Below are 22,445 nucleotides of genomic sequence, written 5' to 3'. Positions count from 1 at the left end.
ATCGAGAGCAGGCGCATGGCGAAGATCAAGGTCAAAACCCCGGTCGTGGAAATCGACGGCGACGAGATGACCCGCATCATCTGGGCATGGATTCGCGAACGGCTGATCCAGCCCTATCTCGACATCCAGCTCGATTACTACGACCTCGGCATCGAGAAGCGCGACGAGACCGACGACAAGATCACCGTCGACAGCGCCAAGGCGATCCAGAAGTACGGCGTCGGCGTGAAGTGCGCCACGATCACCCCCGACGAACAACGCGTCGAGGAATTCGGCCTCAAGAAGATGTGGCGTTCGCCCAACGGGACGATCCGCAACATCCTGGGCGGCGTGGTGTTCCGCGAACCGATCGTCATCTCGAACGTGCCGCGCCTGATCCCGGGCTGGACCAAGCCGATCGTCGTCGGCCGCCACGCGTTCGGCGATCAGTACAAGGCGACCGATTTCAAGGTCCCCGGTGCCGGCAAGCTGACCATGAAGTGGGAAGGCACCGACGGTCAGGTGATCGAGGAGGAAGTGTTCGACTTCCCCGCCGCCGGCGTCGCCATGGGCATGTACAACCTCGACGAATCGATCCGCGATTTCGCCCGCGCGTCTATGAACTACGGCCTCGGCCGCGGCTGGCCGGTGTACCTGTCGACCAAGAACACGATCCTCAAGGCCTATGACGGCCGGTTCAAGGACATTTTCGAGGAAGTGTTCGCGACCGAGTTCAAGGACCAGTTCCAGGCCGCCGGCATCGAATATCAGCACCGCCTGATCGACGACATGGTCGCCAGCGCGCTCAAGTGGCACGGCGAGTTCGTCTGGGCCTGCAAGAACTATGACGGCGACGTGCAGTCGGACCAGGTCGCACAGGGCTTCGGCTCGCTCGGCCTCATGACCTCGGTACTGATGTCGCCGGACGGCAAGACGATCGAGGCCGAAGCGGCGCATGGCACCGTCACGCGCCACTATCGCCAGCATCAGCAGGGCAAGGCGACCTCGACCAACCCGATCGCGTCGATCTTCGCATGGACCGGCGGCCTGAAGTATCGCGGCAAGTTCGACGACACGCCCGAGGTGACGCAGTTCGCCGAGACGCTGGAGCGCGTCTGCATCGAGACCGTCGAGGCCGGCCACATGACCAAGGATCTCGCGATCCTGATCGGCCCGGACCAGCCGTGGATGACGACCGAGCAGTTCTTCGAACAGGTCCGCGTCAACCTCGAAGCGGCGATGGGCAAGCAGGGCTAAGTCCCGCTCCAGCGATACCGGTACGCGGCGTCCGTCCTTCCGGATGGGCGCCGTTCGTGCATTGGCGGTTGCCGCGTCCGTACCGCATCCGCAACAATGGCGGCATGCCATTGCCGATTGATTCGACGCCGTTCAGCGATTCGCTGGTGATCCTTGGGGCCGCCGGGCTCGTCATTCCCGCTTTCGCCCGGTTTCGCGTCAACCCGGTGATCGGGTTCATCCTCGTCGGGGTACTGGTCGGGCCGTTCGGGCTGGGCGCGCTGGTCGACCGGGCGCCTTGGCTGTTCCACATCACCATCACCGACCGTCACTCGATCGAACCCTTTGCCGAATTCGGCATCGTGCTGCTGCTGTTCTCGATCGGGCTGGAACTGTCGTTCAAGCGGCTCTGGGCGATGCGGCGGCAGGTGTTCGGGCTGGGCGCGGCGGAACTGTTCGGATCTGGGCTGCTGATCGGCGTCGGGCTGATGCTGCTGGGCCAGCCGACGGCGGGGGCGATCGGGCTGGGGCTCGCGCTGGCGCTGTCGTCGACCGCGCTGGTGCTGCCGATGGCGGGGACGACCGGCCCGGTCGGGCGCACCGCCTTCTCGATGCTGCTGTTCGAAGATCTGGCGCTCGTCCCGATCATCTTCGCGCTGGGTGCGCTGGCGCCGACCGCGACCGACGACGGGTGGGTCGGGCTGGCCAACACCGCGATGTGGGGCGGCCTTAGCGTCGTCGGGCTCTATGCTGCCGGCCGGCTGTTCCTGCCGCGGCTGTTCGCACAGGCGGCGCGGACCAAGAGCCCCGAACTGTTCCTGTCGGCCAGCCTGCTGGTCGTGATCGTCGCCAGCCTAGTCACCACCGCCGCCGGCCTGTCGCCGATCGTCGGCGCGCTGCTCGCCGGGCTGCTGATCGCCGAAACCGAATATCACAGCGAGGTCGAGGTCATCACCGCGCCGTTCAAGGGGCTGGCGCTGGGCGTGTTCCTGATTACCGTCGGCATGAGCCTCGACCTCGCGACGATCGCCGACAACTGGGGCGAACTGCTCGGCGCGATCGCGGCGGTGGTGGTGCTGAAGGCCGCGGTGACCGGCGGGCTGCTGTGGATCAACGGCGTGCGTCCCGGTACCGCGACCGAAACCGGGCTGCTGATGTCGAGCCCGTCGGAAACGACGCTGATCGTGCTCGCCGCCGCAACACAGGCGCAGCTGATCCAGCCGTCGACCGCCGCCTTCTGGCAGACGGTCACCGCCATCGGCCTGACGATCACGCCGCTGCTGGCGACGCTCGGCAAGCGTGCGTCACGCCGGATCGAGCGCCGCGTCGGCTCGCCCGAAGAAGCGCCGGTCGACGCGGTCGGGGCACGCGTCGTCATCATCGGCTTCGGCCGGGTCGGGCGGCTGGTGGCCGAAATGCTCAAGACCCATGGCAAGCCGTATATCGCGGTCGATTCCGACATCGACAATGTCGCGACGGCGCGGGCGGAGGGGCATCCGATCCTGTTCGGCGACGTCAGCCGCTCCGAACTGGTCGACCGGCTCGACCTTGGCCGCGCGTCGGCGCTGGTGCTGACGATGGACGATCCGGTGCTGACCGTGCGGCTGACGCGGCGGGTGCGCGGCTGGGTGCCGAAGCTGACCATCCTCGCCCGCGCGCGCGATGCGACCCATGCCGCCGAACTCTATGCCGCAGGTGTCAGCGACGCCGTCCCCGAAACGCTCGAAAGCTCGCTGCAGCTGTCGGAGGCGGTACTGGTCGACCTCGGCGTGGCGATGGGCCCGGTGATCGCATCGATCCACGAGAAGCGCGACGAACTGCGCCAGACGATCCGCGAACAGGCCGATCTGGAACGCGAACCCCGCATCCGCCGCCTGCGCCGGATCGACGATCCGGTATAGGCTCGCGCCTCAGCCGCGCCCGATCAACCGCCGGGCGATGGCGTCGGCGACGTCGGAATGCGGCCTGCCGCTCGCGTCGCTCTCGTCCCACACCTGCACCAGCCGCTCGGGGATACGGGCGATGCGCGCTTCCACTTCGGCGCGGTCGCCCTGGCCGAGATATTCGAGCGCCACGTTGATGATGCCGCCCGCGTTGATGACGTAATCGGGCGCATACAGGATGTCGCGATCCTGCAGGCGCGCGCCGTCGGCTGTCGTCGCCAGCTGGTTGTTGGCGCCACCCGCGACCGCACGGCACCGGAGCGCCGCGATCGTTGTCTCGTCAAGCACCGCGCCCAGCGCATTGGGGCTGACGATATCGGCGTCGAGCGTCAGCACCGATCTGGGATCGGTCGTCGTCGCGCCCAGTTCGCTCGCCAGCGCTTCGGCGCGCGCTTCGTTGACATCGGCCAGCGTCAGCACCGCGCCGTCCTGCGCCAGCAGCCGCGCCAGCCCGCCGCCGACCGAACCGACGCCCTGGATCGCCACGCGCACGCCGCGCATGTCGTCGCTGCCCAGCGCGCGCTTCGCCGCCGCCCGCACGCCCAGATAGACGCCCATCGCGGTGAACGGCCCCGGATCGCCACCGGCATTGCCCGCCGCGACCGGCAGGCCCGAGACATATCGGGTCGATCCCGAAATGGTTATCATGTCGGCTTCCGACATGCCGACATCCTCGGCCGTCACATAGCGACCGCCCAGCGATTCGACCGCACGACCGAACGCCGCCAGCAGGTCCGGAGTCTTCGCGCCGCCCTCGGGGGCCAGCACCACGCCCTTGCCACCGCCCATCGGCAGCCCGGCCATCGCATTCTTGAAGCTCATGCCGCGCGACAGGCGCAGCGCGTCGGTCACCGCCGCATCGCTGCTGCCGTAACGCCAGAAGCGCACGCCGCCCGCCGCCGGGCCGAGCGCGGTCGAATGGACGGCGATGACGCAACGCAGACCGGTCCGGTGATCGGAAAAGAGGTGGATACCCTCGTGATCGTCGAAGTCGGGATAGCCCCAATCGGTCTGCACGGCGGCGGCTCCAGCGCTGTAAGGGATGGGGCGACCGACGGGACTTGAACCCGCAACTTCCGGCATCACAAGCCGGCGCTCTAACCAATTGAACTACGGTCGCCGTGGAGTGGCGCGATTAGCCGCGCGGGACGCATCGGTCAAGCAGTGGCATCGCGACAATCGTTCTGGCAGAAAATCGCCCATGGAACCGCCCCCTTCCCCCTCGACGCCCGGCTCGGGCTTCCCCGCCGGGCCGGTGATCGACCACATCATGGCCCGCCCCGGCGTGCAGCGCGTGCCGAGTGCGAAGCTGTCGCTGTTCATCCGCCGCGGCCTGATTCCCGCCGACCTGTGCACCGCGCTGATCGAACGGATCGACGCCACGCGGCGGCCGTCGACCATCGCCGATGCCAATGGCGACCCGACCTTTCGCACCAGCGAGACCTGCGACCTCGATTCGACCGATCCGGTCGTCGCCGCCGCGGAAACGCTGATCTACGGCTTTTGCGGGCTCGATCCGGCGCATGGCGAACCGTTGCAGGGACAACGCTATGCCGTGGGGCAGGAGTTCAAGGCACATACCGACTATTTCGACCCGCAAGGCCGCGACTTTGCGCGATACTGCTCGGTCGCCGGCAACCGGACATGGACGGTGATGCTGTACTTGAACGAACCCGGCGCGGGTGGCGCGACATGGTTCAGGGCGATCGACAAGATCGTCCAGCCCGAAACCGGCAAGTTGCTGGCATGGAACAACCTGCGCCCCGACGGCAGCCCCAATCCGGCGACGCTCCACCACGGGATGAAGGTGCGCGACGGCACCAAATATGTCCTGACCAAATGGTTTCGCGAACGCCCCTGGGGATAGGCGAACGGGCCGCCGGCATCGCTGCCGACGGCCCGTCCTGCCTCGTCCGTCCGGGATCAGAACTGCGCGGTGACGCCCAGCGAGAACATCCGGCCCAGATTGTAGCGGTTGATGAACACCTGGTTGGCGCCGAAATCCTGGCTTTCGGAATAGCGCGTTCCCGTCAGGTTGCGCGCCTCCGCCTTCACTTCCAGATTGGCACCGGCCACCTCGAACCCCTGCCGCACGACGAGGTCGAGGCGGATGCCGGGACGCTCGACGATGTCGGGCTGGAACCCTTGCCCCGACAGGTTCGACGGACCGCGATTGGTCACGCGGTCGCTGGCATAGTTGAACAGCAGCGTGACCTGCGACAGCGCCGCCGTGTCCTCCAGCCCGATCTGGACGTTGACCAGATGGTCCGACTGACCGGTCAGCGGCGCACCGTCGCGGAACAGCAGGTTAGCGCGACCAAAGCCCGCCGCGCAGCCGCCGATGCCGGGCGAACCCAGCGCCGCCGCCGGGTTCGGCACGCAGCTGCCGTCGGCGGTAATCTCCGACTGGGTGTAGGTGTAGTTCGCCAGCAGCAGCAGGCGGCGGCTGGCGAAGAAATTGCCGAGGCTTTCGAGCGGCACGTACTTCTGCGCCTCGGCCTCGACGCCCCACAGCGTCGCCTTGGGCAGGAAGGTGAAGCCGGTCTGGAGCGTCGCATCGGGGCTGGGATAGAAGCCCGCCTGTTCGATCGGGTTGTCGATCCGCTTGTAGAAGCCGGCGGCGGTCACGCGCTGGTCGCGACCGAAGAACCATTCGTAGCGGGCTTCGAGGTTCCACAGCTCGGAATCGCGCAGGTTCGGGTTACCGAAGAACAGGCGGTCGGAGTCGGGATCGCGGAACTGCTGCGGCGCCAGCTCGCGGAACTGCGGCCGCGAGATCGTCTTGGCACCGCTCAGCCGGAGCTGCATGTCCCGCGCGAAATTATAGGTCAGCGTCCCCGCCGGCAGCCAGTAGCCGTTCTTCAGCAGCGTCGATGCGCTGTTGACCGGGGTCACTTCCTCCCGCGCCGTTTCGTAGCGCACGCCGGCGACCGCGCGCAGGCCGTCGCCGACCTCCGCCTCGGCCTGGACGTAGCCGGCATGGATTTCGAGGCCCGCGTCATAGGCATAGGCGCCGTTCTGCGTATTGAACTGCAGCTGGATGGTGCAGGCGTCGGGCCCGCGCTGCGGACAGGCGTTGAACAGCGAATCCGGCGACAGCAGATAGTCCGGGCGCAGCAGGTTGTTGGGGAAACCGGGCGCGGTACCGGCACCGTCGCTGGTCTGGTAGTTGAATTGCAGACGGCGCGAATTGCGATCGGTGTTCGAGTAGAAATAGCCCGCCGACACCGTCATCGGCCGGTCGGTCGGCAGCTTGTACGCCAGATCGGCCTGCCCGGTGTACAGGTTCTCGTCCAGTTCGCTGAACACCACGCTCGCGAACGGCGAGAAGCGCTGCGTGACCTGATAGGCGCCGTTGCAGTTGAACCCGCGCGAGAAGGGCGCGCCATCGGTCGTGATCGGATAGCCGTTGGTCGTCCGGTTCGAGCAGAGATAGTCGAACTGCCGCTCGTACGGCGCGTTGCGCTTCGAATTGGCGTAGGCGCCGCGCGCGTCGAACTTCAGCGCGTCGGTCAGCTTGAACTCGCCGACCAGCTGCGTCTCGATCAGCTGGCGTTCGAACCAGTTGGTGTTCTGTTGCAGGCGCAGGCCGCTGAAATTGTTGTACGCCTCCGATCCCGCCAGACGCCCCTGCTTGAGCGTGTCGTGGATATAGACGTTGGTCCAGCGGATGGTGTTGTCGTCGAACTCGTAGCCGAGGCCGACCAGCGCGTTGGCGACGACGCGATTGTCGGTAAGAACCGTGCGGAAGTCGTTGCGAACCGTACCGTTCTCGCTGACGCTGTCCTGCTGGATCGCGTCACGCGTCCGGAAGCTGTTGGACAGGCCGAGCGAGGCGATGACGCCCAGACGATCGCTGCCGATGTCGAACACCGACCCGCCGGCGATCTCGCCCGAAAAATTGGCGGGCAGCTGGTTGTTGACCTGCAACAACGTCGTGCGCGCGTTGTTCAGCTGCGCGACCTGCTCCGCGGAAAAGATGCCCGATCCCTGATCGGCGTTGCGGATCAAGTCCGGCACGCCGCGCGTGCCGTCGTCATAGCCGAGCCAGTCGCTCTTGCCGCCGGCATAGACATAGCCGAGTTCGCTGGTCGTGACCGTGTCGGCCGCGATCGACCCGCCGATCGACAGGAAGTTCTTCTTAGGGATCGCCTTCGACGTCAGGTTGATGACGCCGCCGCCGAACTCGCCGGGGAAATTGACCGAATAGGTCTTCTGCACCAGCGCCGATCCGACGATCGCGGTCGGGAAGATGTCGAGCGGAACCGACCGGCGCAGCGGTTCGGGGCTGGGCAGCGGCGATCCGTTGAGCAGCGACGACGAATAGCGATCGCCGAGGCCGCGGACATAGACGAAGCCGCCGCCGACGACCGACAGGCCGGTCACGCGGGTCAGCGCGCCGGCGATGTCGCCGTCACCGGTGCGGGCGATGTCCGCTTCGGACAGCACCGACACGATCTGCGGCGTGGCGCGCACGACGTTCGGGATGTTGCGGCCGACGACGACGATCTCCTGCGCCGCTTCCTCGTCGAAACCGGGCGAGGAAACTTCGGCCGGGGCGTCGGTCGTGGTGCCGTCCTGCGCCGTCGGGGTCGCGGTATCGGGCTGGGTACCGGTCTGCACGACCGGCGGCGTGGCCGGTGCGGGCGCCGGCGGCGTCGTGGACTGTGCCAGCACGGCCGGCGCGACCAGCTGGGATGTCAGGAGAAGGAGCGTTGCATAGGCGCGGCGGTGCTGCATGACCGGGGGTCCACCTGTTCAAGTCGTAAAGAGCGAATGCCGGGACGGGCGTATCGGCCCGCCCCGGCATCGGCGTGTCATCGCTGGGGCTGCGACGGGTCGGATCAGCGCCCGTTGCAGGCGAAGTAGACCGAGCTGAACACCGGCGGGCCGGCATCCTGCTTCGTCGTGTCCGCCGCGCGGATCGTCGAGCGGTCCGACGCGCTGGTTTCGCCCGCGACCAGGTTGAGGCACGGCACGCCGGTCACCGACTTCACCACGCCGTTGACGTAGCGCATGTCCGAACCGCCACGCTGGCGGATCGCCGCCGGGGCGAGCGCGGTCTGGACGAAGGTGAAGTTGGCATAGGTGCTGTAGGTACGCGGCAGCAGGTCCTCGCCGTTGTTCGAGTCGATCTCGGTCGAGAACGAGTCGGCGGTCGCGCCCAGCGTGCGCTGCGCGGCGATGATGAACTGCATGAAGCCGCGATAGCCGTTGTCTATGTCGAAGCCGTCGTCGTCGGCACCCGTGATCGCGACATACTTCAGGTTGGTCGTGCCGCCGAAGATTTCGATGCCGTCATCGGCCGAATTGTGGCTCTGGATATGGTCCAGCACCGTGCCGGTGCCGGTGCCGCCCAGCGTCAGGCCCTGCAGCTCGTTGCCGTCGCTGATCGCGATGCCCGAATAGCGGATCTGGACGTACGACATCTGGCCCGAGCTGTCGGCGGCGTTCGGCCCGCCATAGAAGCGGCCGGTGACGCCTTCGATCGCCTGCTGGCAGGTGGTCGACGAACCGGCGGCGTTGTTCGGGCCGGTGCCGGTGGCGCAGACCGCGGTCGGCGCGCGGCCGAGCAGGATGATGCCGCCCCACTGGCCCTGGCTCGCGTCCGACACGCCGTTGCTGACGGTGTTCTGCTGCGATGTGAACACGATCGGCGCGTCGCGCGATCCGATCGCCGAGATCTTCGACCCGCGATTGACCAGCAGCAGGTCGTTGGTCGCCTCGGTCGAGTCGGCGGCGATCACGACGCCGGGAGCGATCGTCAGCGTGGCGCCGGTGCCGCCGGTGGTGCCGAGGTCGGCGCCGACTTCGGTCTGGCCGCGCAGGCGATAGACGACGCCCGCGATCTTGGGAAGCGACAGGTCGGCCGTGATGTTCTGCGGCAGGCGGCAATAGCGGATCGTCGGGCTCGACGAACTGTTCGTGCCGTCGTCGATCGTGCCGGTCGGGCAGACCGAAGTCGCGGCGGCATAGGTGCCGATCGACGGGACCGCGGTGCAGCGCGCGCCCGTGCCGCCGAATTCGGCGGAGGTCGAGTTGCAGGTCCAGCCCTGGAACGCGGTGTCGGTCGGGCCGTTCAGCGCGCCGACGAAATTGGTGCTGGTGAAGAAGCTGTTGATCGTCGACGGGTCGGTCGCGACGGTCAGCGATGCGCTGCCGACCGGGTACACGCCGTTCATCGTCGAACCGACGCCGCTGACGTTGTTGTTGGTGCCCGCGTTCACGATCGCGAGCTGTTCGTCGGCGGTGATCGAGATGCCGTTGACGGTGGTCGGGGCGGCGAACTGCGCGGCGGTGATCGCGCCCGGCGTGGCCGATGGGGTCGGCGTCGGGGTGGGAGCCGGCGCGGGCAGGTTCACGTTGATGGTGCCGCCCCCGGGCGACGCCACGCCATCGGCGCCGCTGCACCCGGCCAGCGCGGCACATGCCGTCGTCGCCATGAGAAGAATGCCGAAGCGCTTGCTGCTGGCCATCACCGATGAACTCCCGAAACTTGGTTGGTCGTTGTGCGGGCGCGTTGGCCCGGCGATCGTCCCAGGTTCCCCCTTCGGCCGATCCACAGCAGCGCGTTAGGGGCGCTGGATGACGGGACCGTGCGATTCGCATGAAGTTTCGGAGACGTTACGGTTTCGGTTTTGTGACAGCGTGCCGCGACGGGATGCGCAGGGCGGCGGAATCAGAAACGGCCGCCCCGCACATGCCCTCGCGTCGGAGGTGGCATGTGCCGGACGGCCGTTGATCTGGTGGGCGCGACAGGGATTGAACCTGTGACCCCACCCGTGTGAAGGGTGTGCTCTACCGCTGAGCTACGCGCCCGGAAACCCGGAGAGCGGCCCTCTAAAGCGCGAGGGTCCGCCTGTCCATAGCTTAATTCACCGAATCCTTCAGGCCCTTGCCGGCCTTGAACTTCGGCTGCGACGACGCCTTGATCGTCATCGGTTCGCCGGTCCGCGGGTTGCGGCCGGTCGACGCCTTGCGCTTCGACACTGAAAACGTGCCGAACCCGACCAGGCGTACTTCATCGCCCTTCTTGAGCGCAGCCGAGATGACGTCGAACACCGCTTCGACCGCCTTCATCGCATCGCCGCGGGTAAGCCCCGAATGGTCGGCGACCTGCCCGATCAGCTCCTGCTTGTTCATCCCGTGGAACCCCCTTCGTCAATCTGAAACAATATGGAAAACTCGAACGCGGCAATAAGGCCGCTCGAACGGATGCTGTCAAAGCAAATTGGCAGCGCGCGCGCAATCCATGGCGGTTGCGGCCAGTCGTCCCGCACGATCGTCTGGACGAGAAGGGGCGACCGACGACCGGCCGCCCGCTTCCGCAGCGTCAGTGCGGGCGCGACTCGGCGATGCCCGGTACCGGCACCGGCGGTTGCGCGGCAAGGTCGTCGGCCTCGGTCCAGTCGATCGCGGTCAGCGAATCGGTCAGCGCCAGGCGCAGCACCTCGTCGACATGTGCGACTGGGATGATCTCCAGCCCGTTCAGGATATTGGCGGGGATCTCCGCCAGATCCTTCTCGTTCTCGACCGGGATCAGCACCGTCTTGATGCCGCCGCGCAGCGCCGCGAGCAGCTTCTCCTTCAACCCGCCGATCGGCAGCACGCGGCCGCGCAGCGTGACCTCGCCGGTCATCGCCACCTCGCGCCGCACCGGCACGCCGGTCAGCGTCGACACGATCGACGTCACGAGGCCGATGCCGGCCGATGGCCCGTCCTTGGGCACCGCACCCTCGGGCAGGTGGATATGCACGTCCTTGCGGTGGAACAGGCTCGGCTTGATGCCATAGCCCGGCGAGCGCGCCTTGACATAGCTCCACGCCGCCTCGACCGATTCCTTCATCACGTCGCCGAGCTTGCCGGTGGTCTTGACCGATCCCTTGCCCGGCACCGTCACGCTCTCGATCGTCAGCAACTCGCCGCCGACCTCGGTCCATGCCAGCCCGGTGACCGCACCGATCTGGTGCTCCTCCTCGCCCACGCCGAAGCGATATTTCCGCACCCCGGCGAACTCGGACAGATTGTCGGGCGTCACCGTGACCGATGTCGCCTTGCCCTCGAGGATCCGGCGCAGCGCCTTGCGTGCCAGCTTCGCGATCTCGCGCTCCAGCGTCCGGACCCCGGCCTCGCGAGTATAGAAGCGGATCAGGTCGCGCAGCCCCGCCTGCGTCAACTCGAACTCGCCGGGCTTCAGCCCGTGCGCGTCGACCTGCTTGGCGACCAGATGGCGCTCGGCGATCTCGACCTTCTCGTCCTCGGTATAGCCCTCCAGCCGGATGATCTCCATCCGGTCGAGCAGCGGCTGCGGCAGGTTCAGCGTGTTCGCGGTGCACACGAACATCACGTCCGACAGATCGATGTCGATCTCCAGATAGTGATCGTTGAACTTCGCATTCTGTTCGGGATCGAGCACCTCCAGCAGCGCCGATGCCGGATCGCCGCGGAAATCCTGTCCCAGCTTGTCGATCTCGTCGAGCAGGAACAGCGGATTGGCGGCACCGGCCTTTTTCAGGTTGGTGACGATCTTGCCCGGCAGCGACCCGATATAGGTGCGGCGATGGCCGCGGATCTCGGCCTCGTCGCGCACGCCGCCCAGCGACTGGCGGATGAACTCGCGCCCGGTCGCCTTGGCGATCGACTTGCCCAGACTGGTCTTGCCGACGCCCGGCGGCCCGACGAGGCACAGGATCGGCCCCTTCAGCTTGTTGGTGCGCGCCTGTACCGCCAGATATTCGACGATCCGGTCCTTGACCTTCTCCAGCGCGTAATGATCCTCGTCGAGGACGTTCTGCGCGACGGCAATATCCTTTTTCAGCTTCGACTTCTTGCCCCAGGGCAGGCCCAGCAACACGTCGAGATAGTTGCGCACGACCGTCGCCTCGGCGCTCATCGGCGCCATGGTCTTGAGCTTCTTCAGCTCCGACGTCGCCTTGCTCCGCGCTTCCTTGCTCAGCTTGAGCGTCGCGATCTTCTGCGTCAGCTCGGCGATCTCGTCGCCGTCGCCATCCTCACCCTCGTTGCCGAGTTCGCGCTGGATCGCCTTCAACTGCTCGTTGAGGTAATATTCGCGCTGGGTCTTCTCCATCTGCCGCTTCACGCGGCTGCGGATCTTCTTCTCGACCTGCAACACGCCCAGCTCGCCTTCCATGAAGGCGAACACCATCTCCAGCCGCTTGTGCGGATCGGCCTCGACCAGCAGCGCCTGCTTGTCGGCGACCTTGACCGCGATGTTGCCGGCCACCGCATCGGCAAGGCGCGAGGGATCGTCCAGCTCGGACAGCTGCACCGCGGTTTCCGCCGGCAGCTTCTTGTTGAGCTTCGCGTAATTCTCGAACTGGTCGACGACCGAGCGCATCAGCGCCTTCAGCTCGGCGCTGGGCTGCGCGACCGCGTCGGCCACGCGTTCGTCCATGCCTTCCTCGGCCTCTTCGAGCGTGGCGTCGTCGGCCGCCGCCGGCGTCACCGTCGCCACCAGATAATTGTCGACCGTTTCCAGCCCGGTCAGCGTCGCGCGCGCCTTGCCCGACACCAGCACCCGGACGGTGCCGTCGGGCAGCTTGAGCATCTGCATCACCTCGGCCGACACGCCGACATCGTACAGGTCGTCGCGCGCCGGATCGTCCTCGCCCGGATCGAGCTGCGCCACGAGAAAGATTTCCTTCGCCCCCGCCATCGCCGCTTCCAGTGCAGCGACCGACTTGTCCCGTCCGACGAACAGCGGCACGATCATATGCGGAAAGACGACGATATCGCGCAGCGGCAACACCGGCAGCTTCAGCGGCTCGAACGAAACGGAATTGGTAATCTCGGACATGGACACTCCACGACCCGGCCGAACTGCCGGACCCACGACCTTATATGGTGGCAATTACCGCGCCATCAATCTCCGTTCGACGGCGCACTGACCCATGACGGGTCCGATCGCGTTCGCGCTGGCCGCGGCGATGCAGCCGGCGCCTGCGGGCAACGTCCCGCCGGTCCATCCGATGACGTTGCGCTCGGGCGGGGCGATCGCCCCGGAGCGCGCGGCGCTGCGGCTGACCCATGCCGATCTGGCGGTCGAGGCATTGCCGGCGCGGCAGATGCTGTCGGCGCGCGCCACGCTGACGCTGACCGCGCAGGCGGGGGTAGCGCGGCTGACGATCGACCTCGACGACGCATTGCCGGTGTCGGCGATTCACGTGGAGGGCACCGCGCTGCCGCGTACCGGCTGGCGGCAAGGCGGCGGACAGGTCGTGATCGATCGTCCACTAGGGCCGGGACAGACGATGCGGGTGGAACTGCGCTATGCTGGCCGACCCCGCGTGGCCAAACGTGCGCCGTGGGACGACGGCTTCGTCTGGAGCAGCTGGCACGGGAAACCCTGGTTCGGTTCGACCGCGCAGCAGACCGGATGCGACCTATGGTGGCCGTGCCTCGACTTTCCCGCCGGTGAGCCAAATGCGGTCGACCTGCACCTCACCGTCCCCGCCGGCCTGTCCGCGCCGGCAAACGGCGTGCTGCGCGGCGTCGATCGCCTGCCCGACGGGCGGACGACATGGCATTGGCGGTCGGGCCCGGCCAACCCCTATGCCCTGGCGATCAGCGTCGGCCCGTATCGCGAGATCAAGGGCGGCTATCGCAGCCGGTTCGGCAACGTCATCCCGCTCGACCTGTGGCATCTGGAGGGCAAGGACGCGCAGGCCGCCGCGCTGTTCGCCGAATTCGCGCCGACGCTCGACTTCTTTGAATCGACCATCGGCCCCTACCCCTTCGGCAAAGAAAAGGTCGGCGTGGTCGAGACGCCGTATCTCGGCATGGAGCACCAGACGATCAATGCCTATGGCAACGACTACAAGGCCGCGCCGGAAGGGTTCGACTGGCTGTTCCAGCACGAATTCAGCCACGAATGGTTCGGCAACCAGCTGACCGCGACCGACTGGGACGATTTCTGGCTGCACGAGGCGTTCGCGTCGTACATGCAGCCGCTCTACGGCCAATGGCGGGAGGGCGACGCCCGCTACCTCTCGATGATGCTGATCCAGCGGCAACGGGTCGCGGCCAGGGTGCCGATCGTGTCGGGCCGGACGCTGACCTCGCGCGAGGTCAATGGCGCGCAGGGGCCGGGCACCGACGTCTATTTCAAGGGCGCATGGATGCTGCACGGCCTGCGTCACCTGATCGGGGACCGGGCGTTCTTCGCGGCCACGCGGCGACTGGTCTATGGCCACCCCGATCCACGGCCGGGCAATTTCCGGCCCCGCTTCGCCACGACCCGCGATTTCGAAGTCGCGGTCGCGCAGGAGAGCGGACGCGATCTCGGCTGGTTCTTCGACGTGTATCTGCGGCAGGCGGCCCTGCCCGACCTGATCGAGCAACGCAGCGGCGACCGACTGACGCTGCGGTGGCAGGTGCCGGGGGACGGCCCCTTCCCGCTCCCGGTCGAACTGACGGTCGATGGCCGGCTGCGGACGCTGGCGATGGCGAACGGGGCGGAGACGATCATCGTCCCCGCCGGCACGCATGTCGTCATCGACCCGATGGCGCGGCTGCTGCGGCGGTCGACCGCGATCGAACGGATGCAGCGCCCGGGCGTTGCTGCCCCATGACCCTCTGGACCCACCGCGCCGCCGAAATGGCCGCCACCTTCATGATCGGCGACGGGCTGCTCGGCCTGTTGCAGCCCGAACGCCATGTCGCGCTATGGCAGGAACGCGCCGCCGGTGCCGAGTGGCTCGTCCGCCCGTTCGTCGGCCGCCCCGGCCTGCGTCGCGCCTATGCCGCCGTGCAGATCGCCGCCGGGCTGGCGCTGGCCGCCCGACAGCGCAGCGATGTCACGGAACGATCGTGACGAACATATAGGCGGCAAAGATCGTCAGGTGGACGATCCCCGCCAGCACCGTCGTGCGTCCATTGCCCAGCGTCAGCGTCGCGACCAGCAGCGACAGCGCGAACAGCACCGTCGACTTGGCGTCGATGCCCAGCGACAGCGGCCATCCCATCACCAGCGACACGATCGCGACGCTGGGGATCGTCAGGCCGATCGTCGCCAGCGCGGAGCCCATGGCTAGGTTCAGGCTGGTCTGCAGCCGGTCCTTGCGCGCCGCCTTGACCGCGGCAAGGCTTTCGGGTGCCAGCACCAGTGCCGCGATCAGGATGCCGACCACAGCCAGCGGCAGGCCGGCGCCCAGCACCGCCGCCTCGATCGCCGGCGATAGGTCCTTGGCGAGCAGCACGACGCCGACCAGCGCCACCACCAGCACCCCGAACGCGATCCATGCGGTCCTGACGCTTGGCGGTTCGGCGTGAACGTCCTTGGGCAGCGCGCCATCGGTCGCAGGCAGGAAATAGTCGCGGTGGCGCACGGTCTGCACCATGACGAACGTCGCATAGAGAATGACCGACACGATCGCGACGAACACCAGCTGCGACGACGACAGCGTCGGCCCGGCGACGGTGGAGGTATAGTTGGGCAGCACCATCGACAGCACCGCCATCGCCGCCAGCACCGACAGCGCGGCACTGACGCCGCGCAGGACGAAGCGCTGCTCGTGATGGCGGATGCCGCCGACCAGCAGGCAGATTCCGACGATGAAGTTGAGGATAATCATGATCGCCGCGAACACCGTGTCACGCGCCAGCGTCGCGACGTCGCCCGATCCGGACAGCATCAGCGATACGATCAGCGACACCTCGATCACCGTCACCGCAACGGCCAGGACCAGCGTCCCGAACGGTTCGCCGACCTTGTGCGCGACCACTTCGGCATGGTGGACCGCCGCGATCACGCAGCCGATCATGATCGCCCCGGCCAGTCCCGCGCCGACGCCGCTCGCCTTGGCGAGGTTCAGCAACACGGCGATACCCCCCAGCAGCGGGATGACGAGCGACCACCAGGGGAGCGCCGTCCGATCGAGCAGCGCGCGTTTCACGGCGGGGGTGACGACCGTTTCACCCGCTTCCGCCGCCCTGATTGCTTCTTGGTCGCTTGCCGCCGCCATCATTCCTCCACGATCGTTACGCAAGGGAAATGCACGGGCATCCCGATGTTTCCGTCCGCCGGGATATTAGACTTTGATCCATCCGTATGAAAACGTCACCCCCGCGCAGGCTGGGGTCTCCATCGGCTCCTGCTGCGCGCTGCCACCGGGAGATTCCAGCCTTCGCCGGGATGACGCCCGGTTCAATAGAGATGGATCAAACTTCAGGGCCGATCGTGTCGATCCAGCCCGGCAGCGCGGCGAGTTCGGACAGTTGCCCGAAGCGCGGATGATTCGCGGGCGCGACCGCCGCCTCGTGCTGCCACGCCAGCGGTTGCGGGACATAGGCCGCCCACGCCCCCGCGGCCAGCGCGGGCAGGACGTCCGACCGCATCGAGTCGCCGGCCATCACCGCCTGTCCGGGTGCGACGCCGTAACGCTCGAACAGGCGGGTGAAGGTCTGCTCGGTCTTGTCGCTGACGATCTCGACCCCGGCGAAGCGATCGCCGAGACCCGACGCCGCCAGCTTCGCTTCCTGATGCAGCAGGTCGCCCTTGGTCACCAGCACCAGCCGGCCGCGGTCTGCCAGCGCGTCCAGCGTCGCCTCGATTCCGTGCAGCAGTTCGACCGGATGGGCCAGCAGCCGTCGCCCCGCCGCGAGCAGATCGGCGATGACCCTACTCGGCAGGCGATCCCCACCCAGTTCGAGCGCGGTTTCGATCATCGACAGGGTGAAGCCCTTCGCCCCATAGCCGTACAGCGCAAGGTTCCGCGCCTCGCACGCATCAAGCGTCTCGCGCGCGATGTCGGCCGCGGCGAAGGGCCGGAGCATCGCGGTGAACGCGGCATGCGCTTCCTCGAAATGACGCATATTGTGCCACAGCGTGTCGTCGGCATCGAGGCAGATAAGTTCGATCGGCATATAAGTCCGATAGCGCGGAACGGACGATGGCGAAAGCCGGCCCCGCCCGACCCGCGGCCGCTGCGGGCGGCTATTTCCGGGCCCCGACGCTCCCCGGCCTCAACGGTATTTCCGGGCCGCAACGTGATGTCGCGGGCACCGACGTCCTTCCGGCGGAGGCCGTAATCCGTTGTGTCGGGTGGTATGAAAGCAGGCGCGACCTTCGCCCATTCACGGGTTCCCGCCTTCACCGAAAGGACGCGCCGTCAGGGGCGGCCCCGAACGCAGAACGGGCGCCGGTTGCCCGACGCCCGCGCTTTTTTCCGACGAACTCCGCGACTTATGCCGCGTCGCCCGCCTTCTTCTTTTCGGCATAGACGCGGACCGGTTCCTTCCGGCCCTCGATCACGTCCTTGTCGACGACCACCTCGTCCACGCCGTCCATCGACGGCAGGTCGAACATCGTGTCGAGCAGGATGCCTTCGAGGATCGATCGCAGCCCGCGCGCGCCGGTCTTGCGCTCGATCGCCTTCTTCGACACCGACACCAGCGCCTCGTCGTTGAAGCCGAGCTTGACGCCCTCCATGTCGAACAGCTTCTGATACTGCTTGACCAGAGCGTTCTTCGGCTCGGTCAATATCTTGAGCAACGCCGCCACGTCGAGATCCTCAAGCGTAGCGATCACCGGCAGACGACCGACGAATTCGGGGATCAGGCCGAACTTCAGCAGATCCTCGGGCTCGGTCTGGCGCAGCACCTCACCAGTGCGACGCTCCTCGGGCGCGGCGACATAGGCGCCGAAGCCGATCGACTTGCCCTGCAAACGGTCCGCAATGATCTTTTCCAGCCCGGCGAACGCGCCGCCGCAAATGAACAGGATGTTCGTCGTGTCGACCTGGAGGAATTCCTGCTGCGGATGCTTGCGCCCACCCTGCGGCGGCACCGACGCGGTGGTGCCCTCCATCAGCTTGAGCAGCGCCTGCTGCACGCCTTCACCCGACACGTCGCGGGTGATCGACGGGTTTTCCGCCTTGCGGCTGATCTTGTCGATCTCGTCGATATAGACGATCCCGCGCTGCGCACGCTCTACGTTGTAATCCGATGCCTGCAAGAGCTTCAGGATGATGTTCTCGACATCCTCGCCGACATAGCCGGCCTCGGTAAGCGTCGTCGCATCGGCCATGGTGAACGGCACGTCGAGGATACGCGCCAGCGTCTGCGCCAGTAGCGTCTTGCCGCAACCGGTCGGCCCGACCAGCAAGATGTTCGACTTCGCCAGTTCGACGTCGGCACCTTTCTGCCCGTGGTTCAACCGCTTGTAGTGGTTGTGCACCGCGACCGACAGCACGCGCTTGGCCTGCTTCTGCCCGATGACATAATCGTCGAGCACGTTGCAGATTTCCTGCGGCGTCGGGACCCCGCCGTCCTTCTTGGCGACCAGTGCCGACTTCGTCTCCTCACGGATGATGTCGTTGCACAGTTCGACGCATTCGTCGCAGATGAACACGGTCGGACCCGCGATCAGCTTGCGCACCTCGTGCTGCGACTTGCCGCAGAACGAGCAGTACAGGGTGCTCTTGGAGTCGCCGCCGCTGAGCTTCGTCATTCAAATCATCTCCCGCACCATCGTGGCGCGTCTTTCTGCCTGTCAGGATACACACAGGTCCGTAACCGGCAATCCATTAAAACTTTGTCCGGCCACGCCGCCGGTCGAAGCGTGGCCGGGGAACGGCATCACGCCGCCGGAGCATCCTCCGACACGCCCGGACGCTTGTCGAACACCTGATCGACCAGCCCGAACGCCTTGGCCTCGTCCGCTTCGAGGAAGGTGTCGCGGTCCATCGCGCGCTCGATCTCTTCCAGCGGCTTGCCGGTGTACTTCGCGTACAGTTCGTTCATCCGGCGACGAATGCGCAGGATTTCCTTGGCCTGGATCTCGATGTCCGACGCCATGCCCTGCGCACCGCCCGACGGCTGATGCACCATGATCCGCGCATTGGTCAGCGCGACGCGCATGCCCGGCTCGCCCGACGCGAGCAGGAAGCTGCCCATCGACGCCGCCTGCCCGATGCACACCGTCCCGACGCGCGGCCGGATATACTGCATCGTGTCATGGATCGCCATGCCGGCCGTCACCACCCCGCCCGGCGAGTTGATGTACATCCAGATGTCCTTCTTCGGATTTTCCGATTCGAGGAACAGCAGCTGCGCAGTGATGAGCGACGCCATCTGGTCCTCGACGCCGCCGGTCACGAACACGATGCGCTCGCGCAACAGGCGCGAGAAGATGTCGAAGCTGCGCTCGCCGCGGCTCGATTGTTCGATGACGATGGGGACGAGGCCGTCGTGAATGTCTAGCATTGGGTTCCCGCTGAGTAGGTTTCGACGCCCTACATCGGCGCTCGCGCTGGGGTACGCAAGAGGCGAGCGTATCGCTACGCCCCCGGAATGATGGTTATCGCGGCCGCACCGCAGCACCGGGTGCCGGATGCGCCAGATAGGCCAGCCGCCGCACCTCGCGCCTGCCGCGCACGACCGTGTCGAGGATCAAACCGGAAAAGAGGCATAGCGAGGCCAGAATGACCAGTCCGGTAGCCAGAATGGCGGTCGGGAACCGCGGCACGAGCCCGGTCTGTGCATAGGTTACCGCCAGCGGCACCGCCAGGACGATCGCCAGTACCGCCAGCACCAGCCCGATCGCGCCGAAGAACCACAAGGGCCGCTCGATCCGGTAGAGCGTTGCGATCGTGCGCGCGATGCGAAAGCCGTCGCCATAGGTCGACAGCTTGGACGCCGATCCTTCCGGCCGGGCGAAATAGCGCGTCGTCACCTCCGCCACCGGCATGCGCAGTTCGAGCGCGTGGACGCTGATCTCCGTCTCGATCTCGAACCCGGCCGACAGCGACGGGAAGCTCTTGACGAACCGCCGCGAGAAGACGCGGTAACCCGACAGGATGTCGGTAAAACTGCGCCCGAACAGCCGCGCCAGCATGCCGGTCAGCATCGCGTTGCCGAAGCGATGGCCGCGGCGATAGGCGAGCGCCGCGTCGCTCACCCGCTGTCCGACGACCATGTCGAGCTGCTCGTCCACCAGCCGTGCGACCAGTTCGGGTGCGGCTGCGGCGTCGTATGTCGCATCGCCATCGGCCATGACATAGACGTCGGCATCGATGTCGGCGAACATCCGCCGCACCACCGCACCCTTGCCCTGGATCCGTTCGCTGCGCACCACCGCACCGGCGGCACGCGCGACCTCGATCGTCCGGTCGGAGGAGTTGTTGTCGTACACATAGACCGTCGCCTGCGGCAGCGCGGCGCGAAACCCCGCGATGGTCGCGGCGATCGCGGCTTCTTCGTTATAGCAGGGCAGCAGCACGGCAACGGTCATCGACATGCCGCTCGTACAACACCGGACGCCGTCGAAAGCAAGCACCGCACAAGCAAAGGCCGCCCGCTCCCGACGGGGAACGGACGGCCCATGCCTTCGCGAAGCAGGGAAGCGATCAGCCTTCGCTGGTCTCGCTCTCGGCCTTCTTCTTGGCGCGCGGCTTCTTGGCAGGCGCCGGCGCGGCTTCACCCTCGGCTGCTTCCGCCGGAGCGGCTTCGGCCTTCTTCGCCGGAGCCTTGCGGGTCGCGGCCTTCTTCTTGGGTGCTTCGGCCTCGGCCGGAGCGTCGGCTGCGGCAGGCTCGATATCCTTGGCGGTCACCGGCTTGGCATCATGGTCGTGATCGTGGTCATGGCCGCAGTCCGGACCGTGCACGTGCGGCACCGCGCCGTCCTCGCTCTCGATCTCGGCTTCCAGTTCCTCGCGCGTCACTTCGCGGTCGGTGATCTCGGCCTTCTCGAACAGGAAGTCGACGACCTTGTCCTCGTACAGCGGAGCACGCAGCTGCGCGGCGGCCATCGGCTCCTGCTGGACATACTGGATGAAGCGCTGGCGGTCTTCCGGGCCGTACTGCTGCGCGGCCTGCATGATCAGGCGTTGCATTTCCTGCTGGCTGACCTCGATGCCGTTCTTCTGGCCGATTTCCGACAGGAGCAGGCCGAGCCGGACGCGGCGCACCGCGATCTGGCGATAATCTTCACGCTCGGCTTCCAGCTCGGCGCGTGCCGCTTCCGGATCGGCTTCGTGACCCGCTTCGTGCTGGAGCTGCGCCCAGATCTGGTCGAACTCGGCCTCGACCATCGACGGCGGTACGTCGAAGTCGTGGCCGGCGGCCAGCTGGTCGAGCAGCTTGCGCTTCATATGGGTGCGGGTCAGGCCGTTCAGTTCCTGCTCGACCTGCCCCTTGATAAGGCCGCGCAGCTGCTCGAGGCTTTCGAGGCCCAGCGACTTGGCGAACTCGTCGTCCGGACCGCCTTCGGCCGGGACCTTCACCTCGGTAATCTTCAGGTCGAAGGTCGCAGCCTTGCCTTTAAGATTTTCGGCCTGGTAATCGTCGGGGAAGGTGACGTCGATCGTCTTCTCGTCGCCCTTCTTCACGCCGACCAGCTGGTCCTCGAAGCCGGGGATCAGACGGCCCGAGCCGATCTCGATCGCCATGCCCTCGCCGGTGCCGCCGTCGAACGCGACGCCGTCGACCTTGCCGACGAAGTCCATCACGACCAGGTCGCCGGTGGCGGCGGCGTGATCTTCCGGTGCCTCGTCATGGCGCTTGTTGCTGCTGGCCAGCTGCTCGACCTGCGCATCGACCACCGCTTCATCGGCAGGAACGGTCAGCCGCTCCAGCTTCAGCCCGTCGATCGCAGGTGCCGGCACGTCGGGCAGCACTTCGAGCGATACGGTGACGGCTGCGTCCTGACCGGGCGCATAGTCGCCGTCCAGCGACACCTGCGGCGACGTCGCCGGGCGCAGCTTCTGCTCGGCGATCAGCGTCTGGATGCCGTCCTGGATCGAGCTGTTCAGCGCGTCCTGCGACAGCGCTTCGCCATGCATCTTGCGGATGAGGTTCGCGGGAACCTTGCCGGGGCGGAAGCCGGGCATCTTCACCGTCGGCGCGACGCGCTTCACTTCGGCATCGACCTTTGCGTCGATATCCGCAGCGGTGATGGTCAGCGTGTAGGCGCGCTTGAGGCCCTCGTTCAACGTCTCGACAGTCTGCATTCTCACGGCTTTCGTCAAAAGAATCGAATGGAGCGGCTCCAGCTTCGACAGGCGCAGGCGGCGTTGCTGGTGCGGGCGAAGGGAGTCGAACCCCCACATCTTTCGATACTGGAACCTAAATCCAGCGCGTCTACCAGTTCCGCCACGCCCGCCGAGCGGACGCCGCCGGCACGGGCGCGTCTATAGCAGTCGTGCGCGCCGGGGCAAGTCGCCACGCTTCGCAGAGTTGCCTGCCCCTCGCAACCGGCAAGCGCGGCGGACGTTGGACGCGGTGAGGAGAACCGAACATGCCCGTCGAGCCGCCCATCCCCGCCGAGAC

At 66.7% G+C, this 22,445-nt stretch carries 16 protein-coding genes and 3 tRNA genes; 5 read left to right on the top strand and 14 right to left on the bottom strand.

Features of this window, described 5'->3' with window-relative positions; all coding sequences use genetic code 11:
• Positions 1–15: 15 nt before the first annotated feature.
• Together QLH51_RS07285 and QLH51_RS07280 are read left to right on the top strand one after the other, a co-directional pair.
• Positions 16–1,236, top strand: coding sequence for an NADP-dependent isocitrate dehydrogenase (locus tag QLH51_RS07285; RefSeq protein WP_125655823.1), 1,221 nt, complete (start codon positions 16–18; stop codon positions 1,234–1,236).
• 104 nt (positions 1,237–1,340) lie between these two features.
• Positions 1,341–3,116, top strand: coding sequence for a cation:proton antiporter domain-containing protein (locus tag QLH51_RS07280; RefSeq protein ID WP_125655825.1), 1,776 nt, complete (start codon positions 1,341–1,343; stop codon positions 3,114–3,116).
• A 9-nt stretch (positions 3,117–3,125) separates the two neighbouring features.
• Here the strand turns inward: QLH51_RS07280 and QLH51_RS07275 are convergent, their stop codons facing one another.
• Together QLH51_RS07275 and QLH51_RS07270 are read right to left on the bottom strand one after the other, a co-directional pair.
• Positions 3,126–4,175 (bottom strand): Glu/Leu/Phe/Val family dehydrogenase, encoded by a 1,050-nt coding sequence (locus QLH51_RS07275; RefSeq protein WP_164516091.1) that lies wholly within the window; start codon positions 4,173–4,175, stop codon positions 3,126–3,128.
• A 26-nt stretch (positions 4,176–4,201) separates the two neighbouring features.
• A tRNA-His gene (locus QLH51_RS07270) sits at positions 4,202–4,278 on the bottom strand.
• An 81-nt stretch (positions 4,279–4,359) separates the two neighbouring features.
• On the opposite strand from QLH51_RS07270, the gene QLH51_RS07265 reads away from it, so the two are divergent.
• A complete protein-coding gene (locus QLH51_RS07265) occupies positions 4,360–5,025 on the top strand; it encodes a prolyl hydroxylase family protein (RefSeq protein WP_125655828.1) in 666 nt (221 codons plus the stop codon).
• 56 nt (positions 5,026–5,081) lie between these two features.
• On the opposite strand, the gene QLH51_RS07260 is transcribed toward QLH51_RS07265, so the two are convergent.
• The 5 genes from QLH51_RS07260 to lon form a co-directional block, all read right to left on the bottom strand.
• Positions 5,082–7,898: a TonB-dependent receptor domain-containing protein gene (locus QLH51_RS07260; RefSeq protein WP_125655831.1), complete on the bottom strand. Its 2,817-nt coding sequence runs from the start codon at positions 7,896–7,898 to the stop codon at positions 5,082–5,084.
• Between the two features lie 104 nt (positions 7,899–8,002).
• Complete coding sequence (locus tag QLH51_RS07255; RefSeq protein ID WP_125655834.1) at positions 8,003–9,634, bottom strand: hypothetical protein; 1,632 nt, start codon at positions 9,632–9,634, stop codon at positions 8,003–8,005.
• A 268-nt stretch (positions 9,635–9,902) separates the two neighbouring features.
• Positions 9,903–9,977: transfer RNA gene (locus QLH51_RS07250), tRNA-Val, on the bottom strand.
• A 51-nt stretch (positions 9,978–10,028) separates the two neighbouring features.
• On the bottom strand, positions 10,029–10,301 hold the full coding sequence (locus tag QLH51_RS07245) for an HU family DNA-binding protein (protein WP_055756411.1): 273 nt from the start codon (positions 10,299–10,301) through the stop codon (positions 10,029–10,031).
• Positions 10,302–10,491: 190 nt separating this feature from the next.
• Positions 10,492–12,975 carry an endopeptidase La gene (gene lon, locus QLH51_RS07240; RefSeq protein ID WP_125655837.1) on the bottom strand — a complete coding sequence of 828 codons (2,484 nt, stop codon included), beginning with the start codon at positions 12,973–12,975 and terminating at the stop codon, positions 10,492–10,494.
• Positions 12,976–13,069: 94 nt separating this feature from the next.
• Between lon and QLH51_RS07235 the strand changes: the two genes are divergently transcribed.
• Positions 13,070–14,749: a M1 family metallopeptidase gene (locus QLH51_RS07235; protein ID WP_125655840.1), complete on the top strand. Its 1,680-nt coding sequence runs from the start codon at positions 13,070–13,072 to the stop codon at positions 14,747–14,749.
• A complete protein-coding gene (locus QLH51_RS07230; protein ID WP_125655843.1) occupies positions 14,746–14,991 on the top strand; it encodes a hypothetical protein in 246 nt (81 codons plus the stop codon). The genes QLH51_RS07235 and QLH51_RS07230 overlap by 4 nt, the downstream gene beginning before the upstream one ends.
• On the opposite strand, the gene QLH51_RS07225 is transcribed toward QLH51_RS07230, so the two are convergent.
• The 7 genes from QLH51_RS07225 to QLH51_RS07195 form a co-directional block, all read right to left on the bottom strand.
• Positions 14,975–16,144, bottom strand: a complete 1,170-nt coding sequence (locus QLH51_RS07225) for a calcium:proton antiporter (RefSeq protein ID WP_206428895.1) — start codon at positions 16,142–16,144, stop codon at positions 14,975–14,977. The two genes, QLH51_RS07230 and QLH51_RS07225, sit on opposite strands and share 17 nt — an antisense overlap.
• 193 nt (positions 16,145–16,337) lie before the next feature.
• A complete protein-coding gene (locus QLH51_RS07220) occupies positions 16,338–17,042 on the bottom strand; it encodes an HAD family hydrolase (RefSeq protein WP_125655849.1) in 705 nt (234 codons plus the stop codon).
• A 319-nt stretch (positions 17,043–17,361) separates the two neighbouring features.
• The gene (gene clpX, locus QLH51_RS07215; RefSeq protein ID WP_125655852.1) at positions 17,362–18,627 is read right to left on the bottom strand and encodes an ATP-dependent Clp protease ATP-binding subunit ClpX; all 1,266 of its coding nucleotides are present in this window, start codon (positions 18,625–18,627) and stop codon (positions 17,362–17,364) included.
• Between the two features lie 128 nt (positions 18,628–18,755).
• Complete coding sequence (locus tag QLH51_RS07210; protein WP_125655854.1) at positions 18,756–19,382, bottom strand: ATP-dependent Clp protease proteolytic subunit; 627 nt, start codon at positions 19,380–19,382, stop codon at positions 18,756–18,758.
• A gap of 94 nt (positions 19,383–19,476) precedes the next feature.
• Positions 19,477–20,415 carry a glycosyltransferase family 2 protein gene (locus QLH51_RS07205; RefSeq protein ID WP_125655857.1) on the bottom strand — a complete coding sequence of 313 codons (939 nt, stop codon included), beginning with the start codon at positions 20,413–20,415 and terminating at the stop codon, positions 19,477–19,479.
• Positions 20,416–20,524: 109 nt separating this feature from the next.
• On the bottom strand, positions 20,525–22,126 hold the full coding sequence (gene tig, locus QLH51_RS07200) for a trigger factor (RefSeq protein ID WP_125655860.1): 1,602 nt from the start codon (positions 22,124–22,126) through the stop codon (positions 20,525–20,527).
• 67 nt (positions 22,127–22,193) lie between these two features.
• A tRNA-Leu gene (locus QLH51_RS07195) sits at positions 22,194–22,278 on the bottom strand.
• Between the last annotated feature and the right edge of the window lie 167 nt (positions 22,279–22,445).

It is taken from the genome of Sphingomonas sp. 2R-10, assembly GCF_030062225.1.
GTDB lineage: Bacteria > Pseudomonadota > Alphaproteobacteria > Sphingomonadales > Sphingomonadaceae > Sphingomonas.
This window is presented reverse-complemented; position numbering and strand designations above follow the sequence as displayed.